The 14,215-nt window shown below is 67.4% G+C and carries 17 protein-coding genes; 5 read left to right on the top strand and 12 right to left on the bottom strand.

Features of this window, described 5'->3' with window-relative positions; translation table 11 throughout:
* Positions 1-3: 3 nt before the first annotated feature.
* From APZ15_RS12515 to APZ15_RS12500, 4 genes are all read right to left on the bottom strand, one after another.
* A complete protein-coding gene (locus APZ15_RS12515; protein WP_027787483.1) occupies positions 4-426 on the bottom strand; it encodes a hypothetical protein in 423 nt (140 codons plus the stop codon).
* 101 nt (positions 427-527) lie between these two features.
* Positions 528-1,586 (bottom strand): permease, encoded by a 1,059-nt coding sequence (locus APZ15_RS12510; protein ID WP_027787484.1) that lies wholly within the window; start codon positions 1,584-1,586, stop codon positions 528-530.
* On the bottom strand, positions 1,583-2,710 hold the full coding sequence (mnmH, locus tag APZ15_RS12505) for a tRNA 2-selenouridine(34) synthase MnmH (RefSeq protein ID WP_027787485.1): 1,128 nt from the start codon (positions 2,708-2,710) through the stop codon (positions 1,583-1,585). The genes APZ15_RS12510 and mnmH overlap by 4 nt, the downstream gene beginning before the upstream one ends.
* A 64-nt stretch (positions 2,711-2,774) precedes the next feature.
* Positions 2,775-3,728: a LysR family transcriptional regulator gene (locus tag APZ15_RS12500; protein ID WP_027787486.1), complete on the bottom strand. Its 954-nt coding sequence runs from the start codon at positions 3,726-3,728 to the stop codon at positions 2,775-2,777.
* A 166-nt stretch (positions 3,729-3,894) separates the two neighbouring features.
* On the opposite strand from APZ15_RS12500, the gene APZ15_RS12495 reads away from it, so the two are divergent.
* Both APZ15_RS12495 and APZ15_RS12490 read left to right on the top strand, forming a co-directional pair.
* Positions 3,895-5,316, top strand: a complete 1,422-nt coding sequence (locus tag APZ15_RS12495) for a M20 family metallopeptidase (protein ID WP_027787487.1) — start codon at positions 3,895-3,897, stop codon at positions 5,314-5,316.
* A 35-nt stretch (positions 5,317-5,351) separates the two neighbouring features.
* On the top strand, positions 5,352-6,638 hold the full coding sequence (locus APZ15_RS12490) for an MFS transporter (RefSeq protein ID WP_021157001.1): 1,287 nt from the start codon (positions 5,352-5,354) through the stop codon (positions 6,636-6,638).
* Between the two features lie 87 nt (positions 6,639-6,725).
* Here APZ15_RS12490 and APZ15_RS12485 read toward each other — a convergent pair whose 3' ends face one another.
* The gene (locus APZ15_RS12485) at positions 6,726-7,778 is read right to left on the bottom strand and encodes an NADP(H)-dependent aldo-keto reductase (protein WP_027787488.1); all 1,053 of its coding nucleotides are present in this window, start codon (positions 7,776-7,778) and stop codon (positions 6,726-6,728) included.
* 147 nt (positions 7,779-7,925) lie between these two features.
* On the bottom strand, positions 7,926-8,363 hold the full coding sequence (locus APZ15_RS12480) for a PaaI family thioesterase (RefSeq protein ID WP_021156998.1): 438 nt from the start codon (positions 8,361-8,363) through the stop codon (positions 7,926-7,928).
* 169 nt (positions 8,364-8,532) lie between these two features.
* On the opposite strand from APZ15_RS12480, the gene APZ15_RS12475 reads away from it, so the two are divergent.
* Together APZ15_RS12475 and APZ15_RS12470 are read left to right on the top strand one after the other, a co-directional pair.
* Positions 8,533-9,021: a winged helix-turn-helix transcriptional regulator gene (locus APZ15_RS12475; RefSeq protein ID WP_027787489.1), complete on the top strand. Its 489-nt coding sequence runs from the start codon at positions 8,533-8,535 to the stop codon at positions 9,019-9,021.
* Positions 9,022-9,364: 343 nt separating this feature from the next.
* Positions 9,365-9,988 carry a phospholipase D family nuclease gene (locus APZ15_RS12470; RefSeq protein ID WP_027787490.1) on the top strand — a complete coding sequence of 208 codons (624 nt, stop codon included), beginning with the start codon at positions 9,365-9,367 and terminating at the stop codon, positions 9,986-9,988.
* A gap of 101 nt (positions 9,989-10,089) precedes the next feature.
* On the opposite strand, the gene APZ15_RS12465 is transcribed toward APZ15_RS12470, so the two are convergent.
* Complete coding sequence (locus APZ15_RS12465; RefSeq protein ID WP_027787491.1) at positions 10,090-10,317, bottom strand: hypothetical protein; 228 nt, start codon at positions 10,315-10,317, stop codon at positions 10,090-10,092.
* Between the two features lie 264 nt (positions 10,318-10,581).
* On the opposite strand from APZ15_RS12465, the gene APZ15_RS12460 reads away from it, so the two are divergent.
* The gene (locus APZ15_RS12460; RefSeq protein WP_027787492.1) at positions 10,582-11,553 is read left to right on the top strand and encodes a GGDEF domain-containing protein; all 972 of its coding nucleotides are present in this window, start codon (positions 10,582-10,584) and stop codon (positions 11,551-11,553) included.
* Positions 11,554-11,604: 51 nt separating this feature from the next.
* Here the strand turns inward: APZ15_RS12460 and APZ15_RS12455 are convergent, their stop codons facing one another.
* The 5 genes from APZ15_RS12455 to APZ15_RS12435 all read right to left on the bottom strand — a co-directional run bounded on the left by APZ15_RS12455 (position 11,605) and on the right by APZ15_RS12435 (position 14,193).
* A complete protein-coding gene (locus APZ15_RS12455) occupies positions 11,605-12,078 on the bottom strand; it encodes a VOC family protein (RefSeq protein ID WP_027787493.1) in 474 nt (157 codons plus the stop codon).
* Positions 12,079-12,240: 162 nt separating this feature from the next.
* The gene (locus APZ15_RS12450; RefSeq protein WP_027787494.1) at positions 12,241-12,783 is read right to left on the bottom strand and encodes a hypothetical protein; all 543 of its coding nucleotides are present in this window, start codon (positions 12,781-12,783) and stop codon (positions 12,241-12,243) included.
* Between the two features lie 178 nt (positions 12,784-12,961).
* Entirely contained in the window at positions 12,962-13,204 is a 243-nt protein-coding gene (locus APZ15_RS39195; RefSeq protein ID WP_080982112.1) for a hypothetical protein, read from the bottom strand.
* A gap of 189 nt (positions 13,205-13,393) precedes the next feature.
* On the bottom strand, positions 13,394-13,702 hold the full coding sequence (locus APZ15_RS12440) for a phosphatidylserine phosphatidylglycerophosphate cardiolipin synthase (protein ID WP_027787496.1): 309 nt from the start codon (positions 13,700-13,702) through the stop codon (positions 13,394-13,396).
* A 47-nt stretch (positions 13,703-13,749) separates the two neighbouring features.
* Positions 13,750-14,193: a VOC family protein gene (locus APZ15_RS12435; RefSeq protein ID WP_138143322.1), complete on the bottom strand. Its 444-nt coding sequence runs from the start codon at positions 14,191-14,193 to the stop codon at positions 13,750-13,752.
* Positions 14,194-14,215: the final 22 nt, after the last annotated feature.

The following is a 14,215-nucleotide window of genomic DNA, read 5'->3' as shown; positions in this document are numbered from 1 at the left end:
ACGTTACTCGTCGTCGTCGCTCCACGGGATCTCGACGTCGGTCAGGAACGCGACGGTCGCGAGCGGGCCACCTTCCTGGCGGCCGAGCTTGCCGTCCGCACGATGCCATTCGACGCGGAACTGCGTGCCCGGATCGTCGGCGACCAGATAAACCGAGCGCAGCTCTTCCTTGTCGGCCTCGTCCACCGGGCCGTCGAACGACACCAGCATCTTCTGCGGCCACAGGCCGTTGACCGGATCGTAAATGCGGTCGCCTTGCGGAATGTCGATGCTGGCCTCGACGCCGATCGTTGCGGAGGCCTCGATGATCATCGTGCCGAGTGCGTTCAGCACGGCAGTCGCCCGCGCGGAATTGGCCTGGCGGATCGCGAGATCGCCGCGCGTCAGCGCCTTTTCGAGTCGAGGATGAATCTTCGGTTGGGTCATGCGTTTTCCTGTTTGCTTCTTGTAAATGGCGCCGCACGCGTGAAACGGCGGCGCCGGATGAATACGACGATTGCGCCCGGCCGGCGCACCGCTTGCGCGCGTCAGAACCCGAGCGCGACCGCGAGCAGGCCGCTCGCGATCCCGAACACGACGACGAGGATCGCGACGATGGCCAGCATGTAAGGCTTGAACGAACGCGCGAGCATCGCGAGCGACGGCACGCTGATCGGCGGCAGCGTCATCAGCAGCGCGGCGGCCGGGCCGACGCCCATGCCGAGCGACAGCATCGCCTGGATGATCGGCACCTCTCCCGCCGTCGGGATCACGAACAGCATGCCCGCGACCGCGAAGGCGACGATCCAGCCGAGATGATTGCCGATGTCCGGGCCGATATGCGGGAACAGCCATGCGCGCGCGGCGCCGAGCAGCAGCACGAGCACGATGTATTCGGGCACGAGCCGCACGGCCATGCGCGCGAGCAGCTTCATCCAGCGGACGAACGGATTGCCGGCCGCGGCCTGCTCGGCCGCCAGCGCGGCGAGCTGCGCATCGTCGACGCGGGCGTCTTCAGGGCGCGCGATCCGGTTCAGCAGATAGCCGATCCCGAATACCATCGCGACGCCCAGCACGAGGCGCAGCGCACTCCAGTGCCAGCCGAGCACGAAGCCCATGAAAACCAGCGCCGCCGGGTTCAGCACCGTGTTGCCGAGCCAGAACGCGACCGCGCCGCCCGGCGAGGCATGGCGTGCACGCAGCCCCGCGACGACCGGCGCCGCGCAGCACGTGCACATCATGCCGGGCAGCGACAGCAGGCCGCCCGCGGCGACGCTGCCGAAGCCGGTGCGGCCGAGCACGCGCGCGACCCAGTGCGCGGGCAGCAGCGCCTGCACGGCCGAACCGAGCAGCAAGCCGAGCACCATCGCCTGCCAGATCGCCTTGCCGTACGCCCATGCGTAGTCGAGCGCGGCCTTCAGCGACGGCTCGGGCGCGGCCGCCGACGTGCCCATCAGGATCGACTGTCCGATCGAATGATGCTCGGCGGCAACGAACGCCTTGTTGTAGTACGGGAACCATTTCACATAGAACAGTCCCGCGACCGCGATCAGCAGGAAGGTCATCCAGCCGAGTGCCGGATTGGGTTGGGTGCGTGTGGTCGTCATCGTGTGATCGTCGATTGGTTTTTGTCGGTGGCGGGCTTCACGCCTGCCGCAAGCGCGGCCGACGCGGGCAGCCCGGCCTGCGCGAGTTGCGCCAGCAGCGTGCGCGCCTGGTCGCACACATCGGCCGCGTTGGGCCGGAAGGTGAACGTCAGCGCCCGGTTCGGCTTGTTGTACGTCGCGCGATAAGTGCGCGCATAGGCGGGATCGTAATGCTTGTCGATCAGTTCGGTGAACAGTTCGGCACGCGCGCCGGCATCGATCAGCGCCTTCCAGTGCGTCACCTGTTCGCGGCTGTGCAGGCCGATCAGCCGGTGCAGCTGTGCCTTGAACGCGTCCGGTTCGTCGAACAGGTGCGCGTAATCGTCGAGGAGGAACGCGATGCGCTCGTCATGCGCCGCGTCGACATGCACCCACGGCCCTGCGTGAAACGCTTCGATCAACGCGATCGGCAACTGCACGAGCCCGATCCTGCGGCTTTCCGACTCGACGAACACCGGCCATTCGGGGTCGAAACGCCCAAGTGTTTCGACGAGCCCCGAATCGAACCCCTTCTGCGCCGGCTGCGGCTTGCCCGGCAGCGCGCCGAGCAGCGAACCGCGATGGCACGCGAGCGCCTCGAGATCGAGCGTCTGCGCGCCCGCGTCGCGCAGCGCGTTCAGCAGGCGCGTCTTGCCGCAGCCCGTATGGCCGACGAGCGCGATGTAGCGAAAGCGCGTCGGCAGCGAGTCGAGCGTCGCGCATACCGACTGGCGGTATGACTTGTAGCCGCCGTCGAGCTGGCGCGCCTTCCAGCCGATCAGGTTGAACCAGGTCGTCATCGAGCCCGAGCGCTTGCCGCCGCGCCAGCAGTAGATCAGCGGCCGCCAGTTGCGCGGCCGGTCGGCGAACGTCGTGTCGAGATGACGCGCGATGTTGCGTGCCACCATCGCTGCGCCGACGCGCGTCGCCTCGTACGGCGACACCTGCCGGTACATCGTGCCGACGAGCACGCGCTCCTCGTTGCTGAGCACGGGCGCGTTCAGCGCGCCGGGGATATGATCCTCGGCGAACTCGAGCGGCGTGCGCACGTCGATGATCTCGTCGAACTCGCCGGCGCGATCGAGGGTGACAATCAGGTTCTTCAATTTGGCGTCGAACAGGGGCGATGCGGCTCGATGAGCCGCATGGGCACGGAAGGCGGATTGGCGATTATCTCACGGGCCGGCGTCTCGGGCCGCGCGCGGCGGCCGGCGGCGGCGATGCGGCCTGCATCGCGTCGATCAGATGGTCGCGGAACGCGCGAACCGATGCGGGCAGATCGCGCCCCGCCATCGTCTGTATCTGGATGCTGCGCTCGCGCAACTGCGGGTTCGTCACGGGCACGACGACGAAGCCGTCCGCGGCGCAGCGGTCGCGCACCGACAGCAGCCCCGTGAACATCACCGCGCCCGTGCGCCGCGCATAACCGTACATCGCCGCCGTGTTGTTGCTCGTCAGTTCAGGCTCGAGCAGCAGCCCGTCGAGCGCGCATGCGATGTCGATCAACTGGCGCACCGTGGTGCCGGCCTCGGGCAGCACGTGCGGGTGACGCGCGACATCGGCGAGCGACACCGCTTCACGCGTCGCGAGCGGATGGTCGCGCCGCACCAGCGCGAAGATCGGCGCGCGCTCGGTATGTTCGACGCGCACGCCCTTCTCCGGCGCGAGGCTGAAGCTCAACGCGATGTCCACGTCGCCGTCGCGCACGCGCCGCGTCGCGTCCGCCGGCGACACGACCCACACCGAGAAATCGACGCCCGGATGGCGCGCCTTGAAGCGCGCGAGCGTGCCGGGCAGGAAATCGATCGCGAACCCTTCCGAGCAGGCGATCTTCAGCAGGCTGCCGTGCAGCGCGTCGAGCCCGCCGATGTCCTTCATCACGTGCTCGGCCTCCAGCAGGCTGCGCTGCGCGAACGCCAGAAGCCGCTCGCCGGCCTCCGACAGCGCCATCCCGCGCGGCCGGCGCTCGAACAGCGGTGCCCCGAGCTCGCTCTCGAGTTTCGCGATCTGGCGGCTGATCGCCGAGACGGCCACGTGCAGCCGCGCGGACGCGTCGCTGATCGAACCGGTGCGCGCCACCTCGACGAAATACCGCAACGCCAGGCCATGCAGGAAAGCCGCCATCGTTCTGTCTCCGCCCGGCTGCCGGCCGCGCTGCTTTGCCTTTTCGGCAAAGAAAGGTTCGAAATTCGATCATTGTGACAAAAAAAACGGCTTTCTAGAATCGATCGCACTTCACGCTGCACGCACGATCCGCGGCGTGCAGCGAACCCGACAGAGGAGACACGACTTGAGCCGTACCGCCGCCATCCAGCACGCGCTGAACCAGTTCGAATCCGGTGCGTTCTTCACGACTCTGAGCCGCCGCGTCGGCTTGCGAACCGAAAGCCAGGAGAGCGGCAACGGTGCCGCGCTGCGCGCCTACCTGACCGACGAGATCGCACCCGAGGCCGCGCGCCTCGGCTTCACGTCGCGGATCGTCGACAACCCCGTCGACGGCGGCGGCCCGTTCCTGCTCGCATCGCGCCACGAAGACGATGCACTGCCGACCGTGCTGATCTACGGCCACGGCGACGTCGTGCGCGGCTACGACGCGCAGTGGCGCGCACCGCTGTCGCCGTGGACGCTGACGGCCGACGGCGACCGCTGGTACGGCCGCGGCAGCGCCGACAACAAGGGCCAGCACACCATCAACCTGGCCGCGCTGGCGAGCGTGCTCGATGCACGCGGCGGCCGGATGGGCTTCAACGCGAAGCTGCTGATCGAGATGGGCGAGGAAACGGGTTCGCCGGGCCTCGACGCACTGTGCCGTCAGGAGCGCGATGCGCTCGCGGCCGACGTGCTGATCGCGTCCGACGGCCCGCGCATCGCGGCCGCGCGCCCCACGGTGTTCCTCGGCTCGCGCGGCTCGGTCAATTTCAAGCTGAGCCTGCGTGCCCGTGACGGCGCGCATCACTCCGGCAACTGGGGCGGGCTGCTGCGCAATCCGGCGATCGTGCTCGCGCACGCACTCGCGAGCCTCGTCGACGCGCGCGGCGCGATTCGCGTCGCGGGGCTGCGTCCGCCGCCGATCCCGGCCGACGTGCGCGAGGCGCTCGCCGATCTCTGCGTCGGCGGCGGCCCCGGCGATCCGGCGCTCGACGCCGGCTGGGGCGAGCCCGGCCTCACCGCGCCCGAACGCGTGTTCGGCTGGAACACGTTCGAGATCCTCGCATTCAAGGCCGGCAACCCCGAGCACCCCGTCAATGCGATCCCGCCCGCCGCGTATGCGCACTGCCAGTTGCGCTTCGTCGTCGGCACCGACTGGCAGGCGCTGCATGCGCACCTGCGCACGCACCTCGATGCGCACGGCTTCGCCGACATCGAGATCGACGTCGAGCGCGGTGCACCGGCGACGCGCGTGCCGCCGGACGATCCGTGGGTCCGCTGGGCGGTCGCGTCGCTGGCGCGGACCACCGGCAAGAAACCCGCGATCCTGCCGAATCTCGGCGGCACGCTGCCGAACGAAGTGTTCGCCGACACGCTCGGGCTGCCGACCCTGTGGGTACCCCATTCGTACCCCGCGTGCTCGCAGCACGCGCCCGACGAGCACCTGCTCGCGAGCGTCGTCAGTGAGGGCCTGCAGATGATGGCCGGTCTCTTCTGGGATCTCGGCGAGGACGCCCCGACCGTTCGCCGCGCGGCGCCCGCCGCGGCCGGCGCCACCCTGTAACGCGCTTCGCCCCTTTCACGGGATCTGCCCACACGATGAACACGACCACCCTGACCTCGCAGGAAGCCGCCCTCCCCAGCGCCGCGAAGATCCGGCGCATCATCTTCGCGGCGTCGATCGGCAACGCACTCGAATGGTTCGACCTGATCGTCTACGGCTTCTTCGCGGTGACGATCGCCAAGCTGTTCTTCCCCGCCACGAGCGAAGCGACGTCGCTGATGCTCACGCTCGGCACGTTCGGGCTGTCCTACCTGATCCGGCCGATCGGCGGCTTCGTGCTCGGCGCGTACGCGGATCGCGCGGGCCGCAAGGCGTCGCTGCTGCTGTCGATCGCGATGATGATGGCCGGCACGCTGCTGATCGCGTCGATGCCGACCTATGCATCGATCGGCATACTTGCGCCGCTCGGGATCATGTTGTCGCGACTGATGCAGGGCTTTTCCGCGGGCGGCGAATTCGCGAGCTCGACCGCGTTCCTCGTCGAGCACGCGCCGCAGCGGCGCGGTTTCATGTCGAGCTGGCAGTTCGCGAGCCAGGGCCTCGCGACGCTGCTCGCGTCGGGCTTCGGTGCGCTGCTGACGTCCACGCTGACAACCGCGCAACTCGAAAGCTGGGGCTGGCGCGTGCCGTTCCTGTTCGGGCTCGCGATCGGCCCGGTCGGGCTGTACATCCGCCGTTACGTCGACGAAGGCGTCGAGTTCAAGACGCAGGCACGCTCGGAAGCGCCCGTGCGCGAACTGTTCGCGGATCAGAAGCTGCGGCTGCTGCTGTCGATCGGCGCGCTCGTGATCTCGACCGCGATCAACTACATGGTGCTGTACATGCCGACCTATGCGATCAAGCAGCTCGGCCTGCCCGCGTCGACGGGCTTCGCGGCGACGCTCGCGACCGGTTTCGTACTCACGCTCGTCACGCCGGTCGTCGGCCACCTGTCCGATCGCACGGGGCGGATCCGCATGATGGCGGCCGCGGCCGTGCTGATGCTCGTCAGCGTGTGGCCGACGTTCGCCTGGCTCACGCGCCACGCGTCGTTCGCAACGATGCTCGCCGCACTGGTCTGGATCGGCGCGCTGAAGGCGATGTACTGCGGCGCGCTGCCGGCGCTGATGGCCGAGCTGTTCCCGTCGCAGACGCGCGCAACGGGGCTCGCGGTCAGCTACAACACGGGGGTCACGCTGTTCGGCGGCTTCGCGCCGTTCGTCATCACCTGGCTGATCAGCGCGACCGGCAACCGGCTGTCGCCGGCGCTCTACCTGATGGGGTGTGCGGTGCTGAGCCTCGTCGCGCTGTTCGTCGCGCGCACCCGGCTCAAGATGCGATAACGGAAGAAACGACGGCGCGGCGACACGCCGCCGGTGCGGCCCGGTGCGGCCCGGCGCGGCATCGTCGCCGCGCGGGCCGCGCGCCGTTTACGGCGCCGGGTTCGGCTGCCGTTCGTGCAGCGCATCGATCTCGGCGAGGATCTCGTCGGACAGCTTCACGTCGACGCTGCCGATGTTCTCCTTCAACTGCTCGAGCGACGTCGCGCCGACCAGGTTGCTGCGCACGAACGGACGGCTGTTGACGAACGCCAGCGCGAGCTGCGCGGGCGACAGCCCGTGACGCCGCGCGAGCGCGACATAGCGCGACGTCGCCTCGACGGCCTGCGGCTTGCTGTAGCGCTGGAAACGCTCGAACAGCGTGATGCGCGCGCCGGCCGGACGCGCACCGTTCTCGTACTTGCCGGACAGCCAGCCGAACGCGAGCGGCGAATACGCGAGCAGGCCGACGCCGTCACGATGCGTGAACTCCGACAGCCCGTTCTCGAACGTGCGATTCACCAGGCTGTACGGATTCTGGATGCTCGCGATGCGCGGCAGCCCGAGCTTCTCGGCCGCGCGCAGGAACTGCGCGACGCCCCATGGCGTTTCGTTCGACACGCCGATCGCGCGTACCTTGCCGGCCTTCACGAATTCCGCGAGCACGCCGAGGGTTTCCTCGATCGGCACCGTGTAGGCATCGTCGACCCACGGATAGGCGGGACGGCCGAACGTCGTCGTGCTGCGATCGGGCCAGTGCAGCTGATAAAGATCGACGTAGTCGGTCTGCAGGCGCTTGAGGCTGCCGTCGAGCGCTTCGGTCAGGTTCTTCCGGTCGAACTGGTTGCCTTCGCCGCGAATATGGCGCGGATTGTGCGGCTGCCGCGCCGGCCCCGCGATTTTCGTCGCAAGCACGATGCGCTCGCGCTGCGCGCGATGCTGCGCGAGCCACGTGCCGATGTACTGTTCGGTGCGCCCCTGCGTATCGGGCTTCGGCGGCACCGGATACATCTCCGCGGCATCGATCAGCGTCACGCCTTGCCCGATCGCGTAGTCGATCTGCTCGTGCGCATCGCGCTCCGAATTCTGCTCGCCCCACGTCATCGTGCCGAGGCCGATCAGGCTGACCTCGATGCCCGAATCGCCGAGTGTGCGGTATTCCATGCTGTTCCTGTCGCGTCAGTGGAAAGCAGGAACGCTATCACATTGAAGCGACCGCTTCAGACAGGTGCCGCACACGCTTACAGGCGGCCTTCGGTAAAGGTGCGAGCGTTCACGCGCAGGGCCCGAACGAAGGCGTTGCAGCCGCCGTTACTGCGGCCGCTGGATGAAACAGGTCGCCGACGCATGCGCGACGATCTTGTCGTCCGGCGTCTTCAGCGTGCCCTCGGCAACGCCCAGCGAACGCGACAGGTGAATCACGCGCCCTTCCGCAACCAGCTCGACGTCGCGCGGCACGGGCCGCAGCATCTTCACATGCAGATCGACCGTACCGTAGCCGACGCCCGCATCAAGCATCGAATGCACCGCACACCCCGTGACAGAATCGAGCACCGTCGCCGCGAACCCGCCGTGCACGCCGCCGAGCGGGTTCAGGTGCCGGCCGTCCGCCCGCGCCGAAAATTTCACATAACCGAGCTCGACGTCGAGCGGACGCATCGGGATCGTCTCGGAAATCGACGCGAGCGGCGCATCGCCCGATACCGCTGCGCGCAGCAGATCGAGACCAGACAGGGAAAGCGGGTTCATCGGGTTGTCTCCGGGTTGAAAGCGCGTCGCCGCGCGAGTAAGTTCCAAATTGGAACTGATTATTCACAACGATCACGGTCGTTGTCAACGTGGCCGGGCTCGTTGCAGTCGAAGGCGGGTTCTATAATCGAGCCCGCTATTTCGCTGAACCGCCGCAAGAGACTCGACGATGAAATGGGATGACATCGGCACGCTGAACTGTTCGGTCGCGCGTACGCTTGCCGTGCTCGGCGACCGCTGGACCATGCTGATCCTCCGCAACGCGTTCCTCGGCTGCCGCCGCTTCGACGCGTTCCAGACCCAGCTCGGCGTCACGCGCCATGTGCTGGCGGAGCGGCTCGCGCGGCTCGTCGACGAAGGCGTGCTGGCCAAGCGCGCTTATCAGGAACGCCCGCCGCGTTTCGAATATCGTTTGACGGACAAGGGCCTCGACCTCTACCCGACCCTGCTTGCGCTGACCGCATGGGGAGACCGCTGGAAAGACGACGGCCAGGGGCCGCCAGTGCAGTTGCGTCACCGTACCTGCGGCCATCTGATGCACGCGGTCACCGTATGCTCGGCGTGCGGCGAGCCGCTCGACGCCCGCGACGTGCAGCCGGAGCGTGGCCCCGGATGGGTCGCAGCCGAAGCTGCCGGAAGGGCTTCGGCCGAGGACTGACGCATCGCGCGTACGGAAACGCATACGGGAGCGCGTGACGCACACGGATCGTTCGTTGCGTTCGCGTTGCTGCCGCCGGTTCCAGCGAGCCTACCTGGTTGCACTCTCGCACGGCTTGCACGCCGACACCCTGCCGCCGCAAGCGCATTCACGCGCTGCCATCGCCCCCATCCGCCGATCGCCCCGATCGCACACACGGATCCCGCACAACGCAACTTTGCGTCATCGCCTCTGCCATCGCCGGTCTTCGCGATGCGTCATCCCGTTGCATCCGCACGTGACCGGGCCGCCACGTGTGCGTTACACTCACGGCCCGCTGTCTCGAAATTATTCGCTGTCCAAGATGTTGTCGCGCAATCGCCTCGCCGCTGCCTGTCTCGCCGCCTCCCTGCTCGCCACACCGTTCACCGCTTTCGGCAAGACGCAAAGCGAATCGCTGCTCCAGCAGGCGATCGACTTCGTGTCGCGGTGGCTACCGGCCCCCACTCACGAAGCGCCCGCAACACAGGTCGTCGAATCGGCATTTTCGCCCGATGGCGGTGCCGAAGCGCTGGTGCTGAAAGCGATCGGCGCCGCGCGCAGTTCGATCCGCGTCGCCGCCTATTCGTTCACGTCGCCGCCCGTCACGCGCGCACTGCTCGCCGCCAAGCGACGCGGTGTGAATGTCGCGGTGGTGGTCGACGACAAGGGCAATCGCGCAAAGAGCAGCAAGCAGGCGTTGAACCTGCTCGTCAACGCAGGCATCCCGACACGCACGATCGACGCCTATGCGATCCATCACGACAAGTACCTCGTGATCGACGCCGAGCACGTCGAAACGGGCTCGTTCAACTACAGCGCGTCGGCGGCCAGCCGCAATTCCGAGAACGTCGTCGTGGTGTGGAACAACCCGCAACTCGCGTCGCGCTATCTCACGCACTGGCAAAGCCGTTTCGACCAGGGCACGCCGTACCGCTCCAGCTACTGACACGCGCCGCGCTCACCCCCGTGTTCGATCCGCCGTATTGCAGATGATCGGCGAGCGTCGCGCGAAGCTCAATTCGGCCGAATGGCCAACGCGTCGCCTGCTTAATGGATTTCAGCCGTCCGCCCGGCCGCGGCACCGGCCTGCGTCATCGGCGCGCAGCGATTCGCATGCGCATCCGCGCCGCGTGCCGACGACGTCGACAAGCCGCTGGCGCCGCCCGGCAGCGCGTTGCTCACACATACGACGCCGAACGCAAACGTGTTCTGGACCATCGGATAAAGCAGATACAGCGCAAACGCGAGATAGCCCGCGTACAGAATTCGAACCATGGTGGAGTGGGAGGCGATGAACGATTGGACTCGCCCTGTTTACGGCACTGCGCCGGGCACCTTGAGACGTCGCGCACCGGATTGCGCATCGGGGCGAAACGCGGGCCCATGACGCCCGCTCCTCACCGCATCTGCAACGATCCGGGCCAGGCCGAAACCGCCCGCTTCCGGATTGCCGGCATGGCGATGCGCCGCGCAATGCGCGATACTGTCCAGCATACGATCCCGTGACCGGCCTCGCAGCCGGGACAAAGGACACGACCCATGCAAATTGCACCGAAACCGGCCGACGAGGCGGCCCGGCTCGATACGCTTCATTCGCTCTCGATCCTCGACACGCCGCCCGAAGAACGCTTCGATCGCCTGACGCGTCTTGCACGCAGGCTGTTCGACGTGCCGATCGCACTCGTCAGCCTCGTCGACGACGATCGCCAGTGGTTCAAGAGCCATGCCGGGCTCGACGTCACGCAAACGTCGCGCGACGTGTCGTTCTGCTCCCATGCGCTGCTCGCGGGCAATACGATGGTGATCCAGGATGCGCTGAACGACGATCGCTTCCACGACAATCCACTCGTCACCGGCGCGCCCGGCATCCGCTTCTACGCCGGCCGGCCGCTCGCGGCGCCGAACGGCGCGCCCATCGGTACGCTGTGCCTGATCGACACGCGGCCGCGCTCGCTCGAACCCGACGAGCTCGCGCTGCTCGGCGATCTCGCCCACATGACCGAACGCGAGATCGCCGCGCTGCATTTCGCGACCACCGACGAGCTCACCCAGCTGACGAACCGCCGCGGCTTCGAGATCCTGGCCCGCCACGTGCTGAGCCTGTGCGATCGCCTGGGTCGTCACGCGGTGCTGCTGTTCTTCGACCTGAACGATTTCAAGGCGATCAACGACCGCTTCGGCCATGCCGAGGGCGACCGCGCGCTCAAGGCATTTGCCGACACGCTGACGGGCGCACTGCGCGACAGCGACGTGATCGCACGGCTTGGCGGCGACGAGTTCGTCGTGCTGCTGAGTGCCACCGATCCGGCCGACGTCGCCGAGCCGGTCGACCGCGTGACGCAGGCGCTTGCGCTGCGCAACACGGCCGACGCGCGCGGCTATGACATCCGGTTCAGTGTCGGGCACGTCGACTACGACCCCGCGCACCATCACGACGTGGCCGGCCTGCTCGCATCGGCCGACCAGCGGATGTACGAGCACAAGCAGCGCGGCAGGAAGGCCGGCGCGTGAGCGCGGGCACATGCCGCCGCCCGGCCGTTCAACTGCGGTGGCGCGGCTGTGTCAGCTGCCGCACGGCGGCGCGCTGGCCATCGCCTCCGCGATCTGCTCGGGCGTCAGGTCGCGCTGGTGCGTCGCGAGCGACCAGCGATGTCCGAACGGATCCTCGACCTGTCCGTAGCGGTCGCCCCAGAACATGTCTGCGGCGGGAATCGTCACCGTCGCGCCGGCCGCGACCGCCTTCGCGATCGCCGCGTCCGTATCAGGCACGTACAGGTGCAGACAGACCGGCGTGCCTTTCAGGGCCTTCGGCCCGAGCGCGCCGTGTTCGGGCATTTCATCCACCAGCATCAGTGTCGAATCGCCGATCACGAGGCACGCGTGCGCGAGCCGGCCGTCAGGCATCGCCAGGCGAAACTGTTCGCTCGCATTGAACGCGCGCTTGTAGAAGTCGATGGCTGCGGCTGCGCCGGCGCAGATCAGGTGCGGCGTCAGCGTACGCATCCCTTCCGGGATCGGTTTGACGGACGTGGACATGGGTGTCGCTCCTTCGGTCGGTTGTCGTATCGGAATCGGGACGGACGCGCGATGCGCACGCCTCCGATGCTACGACGGACGACTCCGGCGGAAATCGACACGGCGTCCTGCATTTTTTTGTTTTCTCGAGTATCAGGACGCCCGGAGTCGCCGCATCGGGCGTCACCCGCCCGTTCGGTCGACCTCGTTGTCCGGCATGCCGAACTGCCGCCGACATGCCTCGAGCAGTCCTGCCACCGCATCGAGCGGAAGATCGGCAAACCGGGCAATCGGCAGCATCACGCCGCCCGGCACCCTGGTGCGCGACGAATGCGCCGAGAACTGGTAGCCGATGTAGCGATTGCCTGCGACGCTGATGATCCGGAATTCGGTGACATCACGCCATGGCGTGGCGGGTTGTTCGCGTACGCCTCCGATCAGCCTGAAACCCGTCTCGTCGACATGCAGCACCATCCTGCGTCGCGACGACACGAAGAAGGCGGCCCCCGCCAGCGCCAGCAATCCGGCCAGCGCCGCTACCGGCCAGAGTGCCGGAGCGGCCGCATAACCGCACAGGCTTGCCGCGGCCAGCACCATGCACGCGATCGCCCTTCTTTTCAGGCTCCGGCTGTCAACCGCCAGCGTCACCGGCAACTGGCCGATGATCGTTCCCGCGACCGGATCGACGTGCCAGCCGGAATCGATGGATTCAAGTGCGTCTTTCATTGTGCGATCGCTCACCTCGACGGCCGCCGGGTGAGCGAAGTTGGACACCCCGTCGATGCGCTGAAACGGTCGGCGTGCCGACGGGAAATGATCGTGATCGAAAAAGGTACGCATCGACGCACGGCAGCACGCACTCGTCCACGCGGAACGGGCAGTGCCCGGTCGGCACCGGTCATATTCAGTTGCACACCTTGACGGTGCCGTTGGTCGTGCATTGACCGGTGGCCCAGTGACTCTGCCCTGCCAGATGAGGTGCCAGGCCGATGCCACGGATCGGCGCGGCTGGCGACGATGCCGGAACGGCTGCGGCCGCCGACGCGGTGTCGGGCGACGGCAGCGGAGGCGGCTCGGACGCCGTCTGGCAAGCCGACAGCGCCAGACAAAACGCGGATGCCCACGGAGCGATGAGGGATCTGGACATGATCTCGTACGCGTTTGCGAAGTTCGCTTCCGGTAACGGCTCGCCGAAGATCGCGTGACCCGTCAAACCGTTCGGCACAACCGGCCATGCGGCACGACGATCGTCCAATACTACTCCTCGCGATCGACGTCGTGCGAGCTACCGTTCGGCCAGGTGCCGCCATTCATGCGACGACGCATGCCGCTTCGGTCAGATTTGCGGCAGATCGCGCAACGTGCGCGATTCGTTCGTTGCATCGATGTCGAGCTCGATGCCTTCCGATGCATCGCGATACAGCACGCGTTTGAGCCGGGGCCCGATCGCGGTGACGTCCGATGCCGAAAAGATTGCGCGGACATCGTTGCCGGACGCGAGCGCGCGCGCCACGTCCGCCACCGGCGCTTCGCTCGGCGTCGCCGCCCACGACCGGTCGGACGGATTCACGGCCGCCCAGCGCACGTGCGTCACGCGCGCGCTGAGCGGATCGATTCGCACACCATTCACCGCAAACATCGACATCGGCATCTCCTTCGAATATTTTTGCGGCCCGCCGTACCGATGCACGGTCACGGACGGCCCCAGATCTCGCAGACGTTTCCCGCCGGGTCCGCCACGGAAATCGCAACCGTGCCGTCGCCGTAGTCCCACTCGTTCAGGATGCCGACGCGGCACGACTCGAGCCGTGCGACGACTTCCGACACATGCGCGACTTCGACGGCCAGCGCAATGCCATGGCCGGTCGGCCGAAACTCCGGATACGGAAACCTGCCGCCGCTGCCGGTGTGAACGGTCAGCGTTGCTCCGCCCATCACAAAGCGGTGCCACGGATTCCCCGCGGCCGACACGCCTTCGGAGTGAACCGGCAGCGCAAGCGCCAGACGGTAGAAATCCACCACCGCCCGAAAGCGATCGTCTTCGACCGGCACCAGGATGCCCAGACTCGCGATCATGTGCGCCCCTCCGGTCAACGCGATTTTCGATGATACATTGGGACGCTTTACAACCGTCAACAGACAATCGTGCACGGGAGAA

The sequence above is a fragment of the Burkholderia cepacia ATCC 25416 genome (genome assembly GCF_001411495.1).
Lineage (GTDB): Bacteria > Pseudomonadota > Gammaproteobacteria > Burkholderiales > Burkholderiaceae > Burkholderia > Burkholderia cepacia.
The sequence above is the reverse complement of the archived record's forward strand: the minus strand, read 5'-3'. Positions and strand labels throughout refer to the sequence as shown.

Coding starts and splice junctions, on each gene's coding strand:
- APZ15_RS12515 (WP_027787483.1), bottom strand. CDS start 426: ATGACCCAACCGAAGATTCATCCTCGACTCGAAAAGGCGCTGACGCGC.
- APZ15_RS12510 (WP_027787484.1), bottom strand. CDS start 1,586: ATGACGACCACACGCACCCAACCCAATCCGGCACTCGGCTGGATGACC.
- APZ15_RS12500 (WP_027787486.1), bottom strand. CDS start 3,728: ATGGCGGCTTTCCTGCATGGCCTGGCGTTGCGGTATTTCGTCGAGGTG.
- APZ15_RS12490 (WP_021157001.1), top strand. CDS start 5,352: ATGAACACGACCACCCTGACCTCGCAGGAAGCCGCCCTCCCCAGCGCC.
- APZ15_RS12485 (WP_027787488.1), bottom strand. CDS start 7,778: ATGGAATACCGCACACTCGGCGATTCGGGCATCGAGGTCAGCCTGATC.
- APZ15_RS12480 (WP_021156998.1), bottom strand. CDS start 8,363: ATGAACCCGCTTTCCCTGTCTGGTCTCGATCTGCTGCGCGCAGCGGTA.
- APZ15_RS12475 (WP_027787489.1), top strand. CDS start 8,533: ATGAAATGGGATGACATCGGCACGCTGAACTGTTCGGTCGCGCGTACG.
- APZ15_RS12470 (WP_027787490.1), top strand. CDS start 9,365: ATGTTGTCGCGCAATCGCCTCGCCGCTGCCTGTCTCGCCGCCTCCCTG.
- APZ15_RS12465 (WP_027787491.1), bottom strand. CDS start 10,317: ATGGTTCGAATTCTGTACGCGGGCTATCTCGCGTTTGCGCTGTATCTG.
- APZ15_RS12460 (WP_027787492.1), top strand. CDS start 10,582: ATGCAAATTGCACCGAAACCGGCCGACGAGGCGGCCCGGCTCGATACG.
- APZ15_RS12455 (WP_027787493.1), bottom strand. CDS start 12,078: ATGTCCACGTCCGTCAAACCGATCCCGGAAGGGATGCGTACGCTGACG.
- APZ15_RS12450 (WP_027787494.1), bottom strand. CDS start 12,783: ATGAAAGACGCACTTGAATCCATCGATTCCGGCTGGCACGTCGATCCG.
- APZ15_RS39195 (WP_080982112.1), bottom strand. CDS start 13,204: ATGTCCAGATCCCTCATCGCTCCGTGGGCATCCGCGTTTTGTCTGGCG.
- APZ15_RS12440 (WP_027787496.1), bottom strand. CDS start 13,702: ATGTCGATGTTTGCGGTGAATGGTGTGCGAATCGATCCGCTCAGCGCG.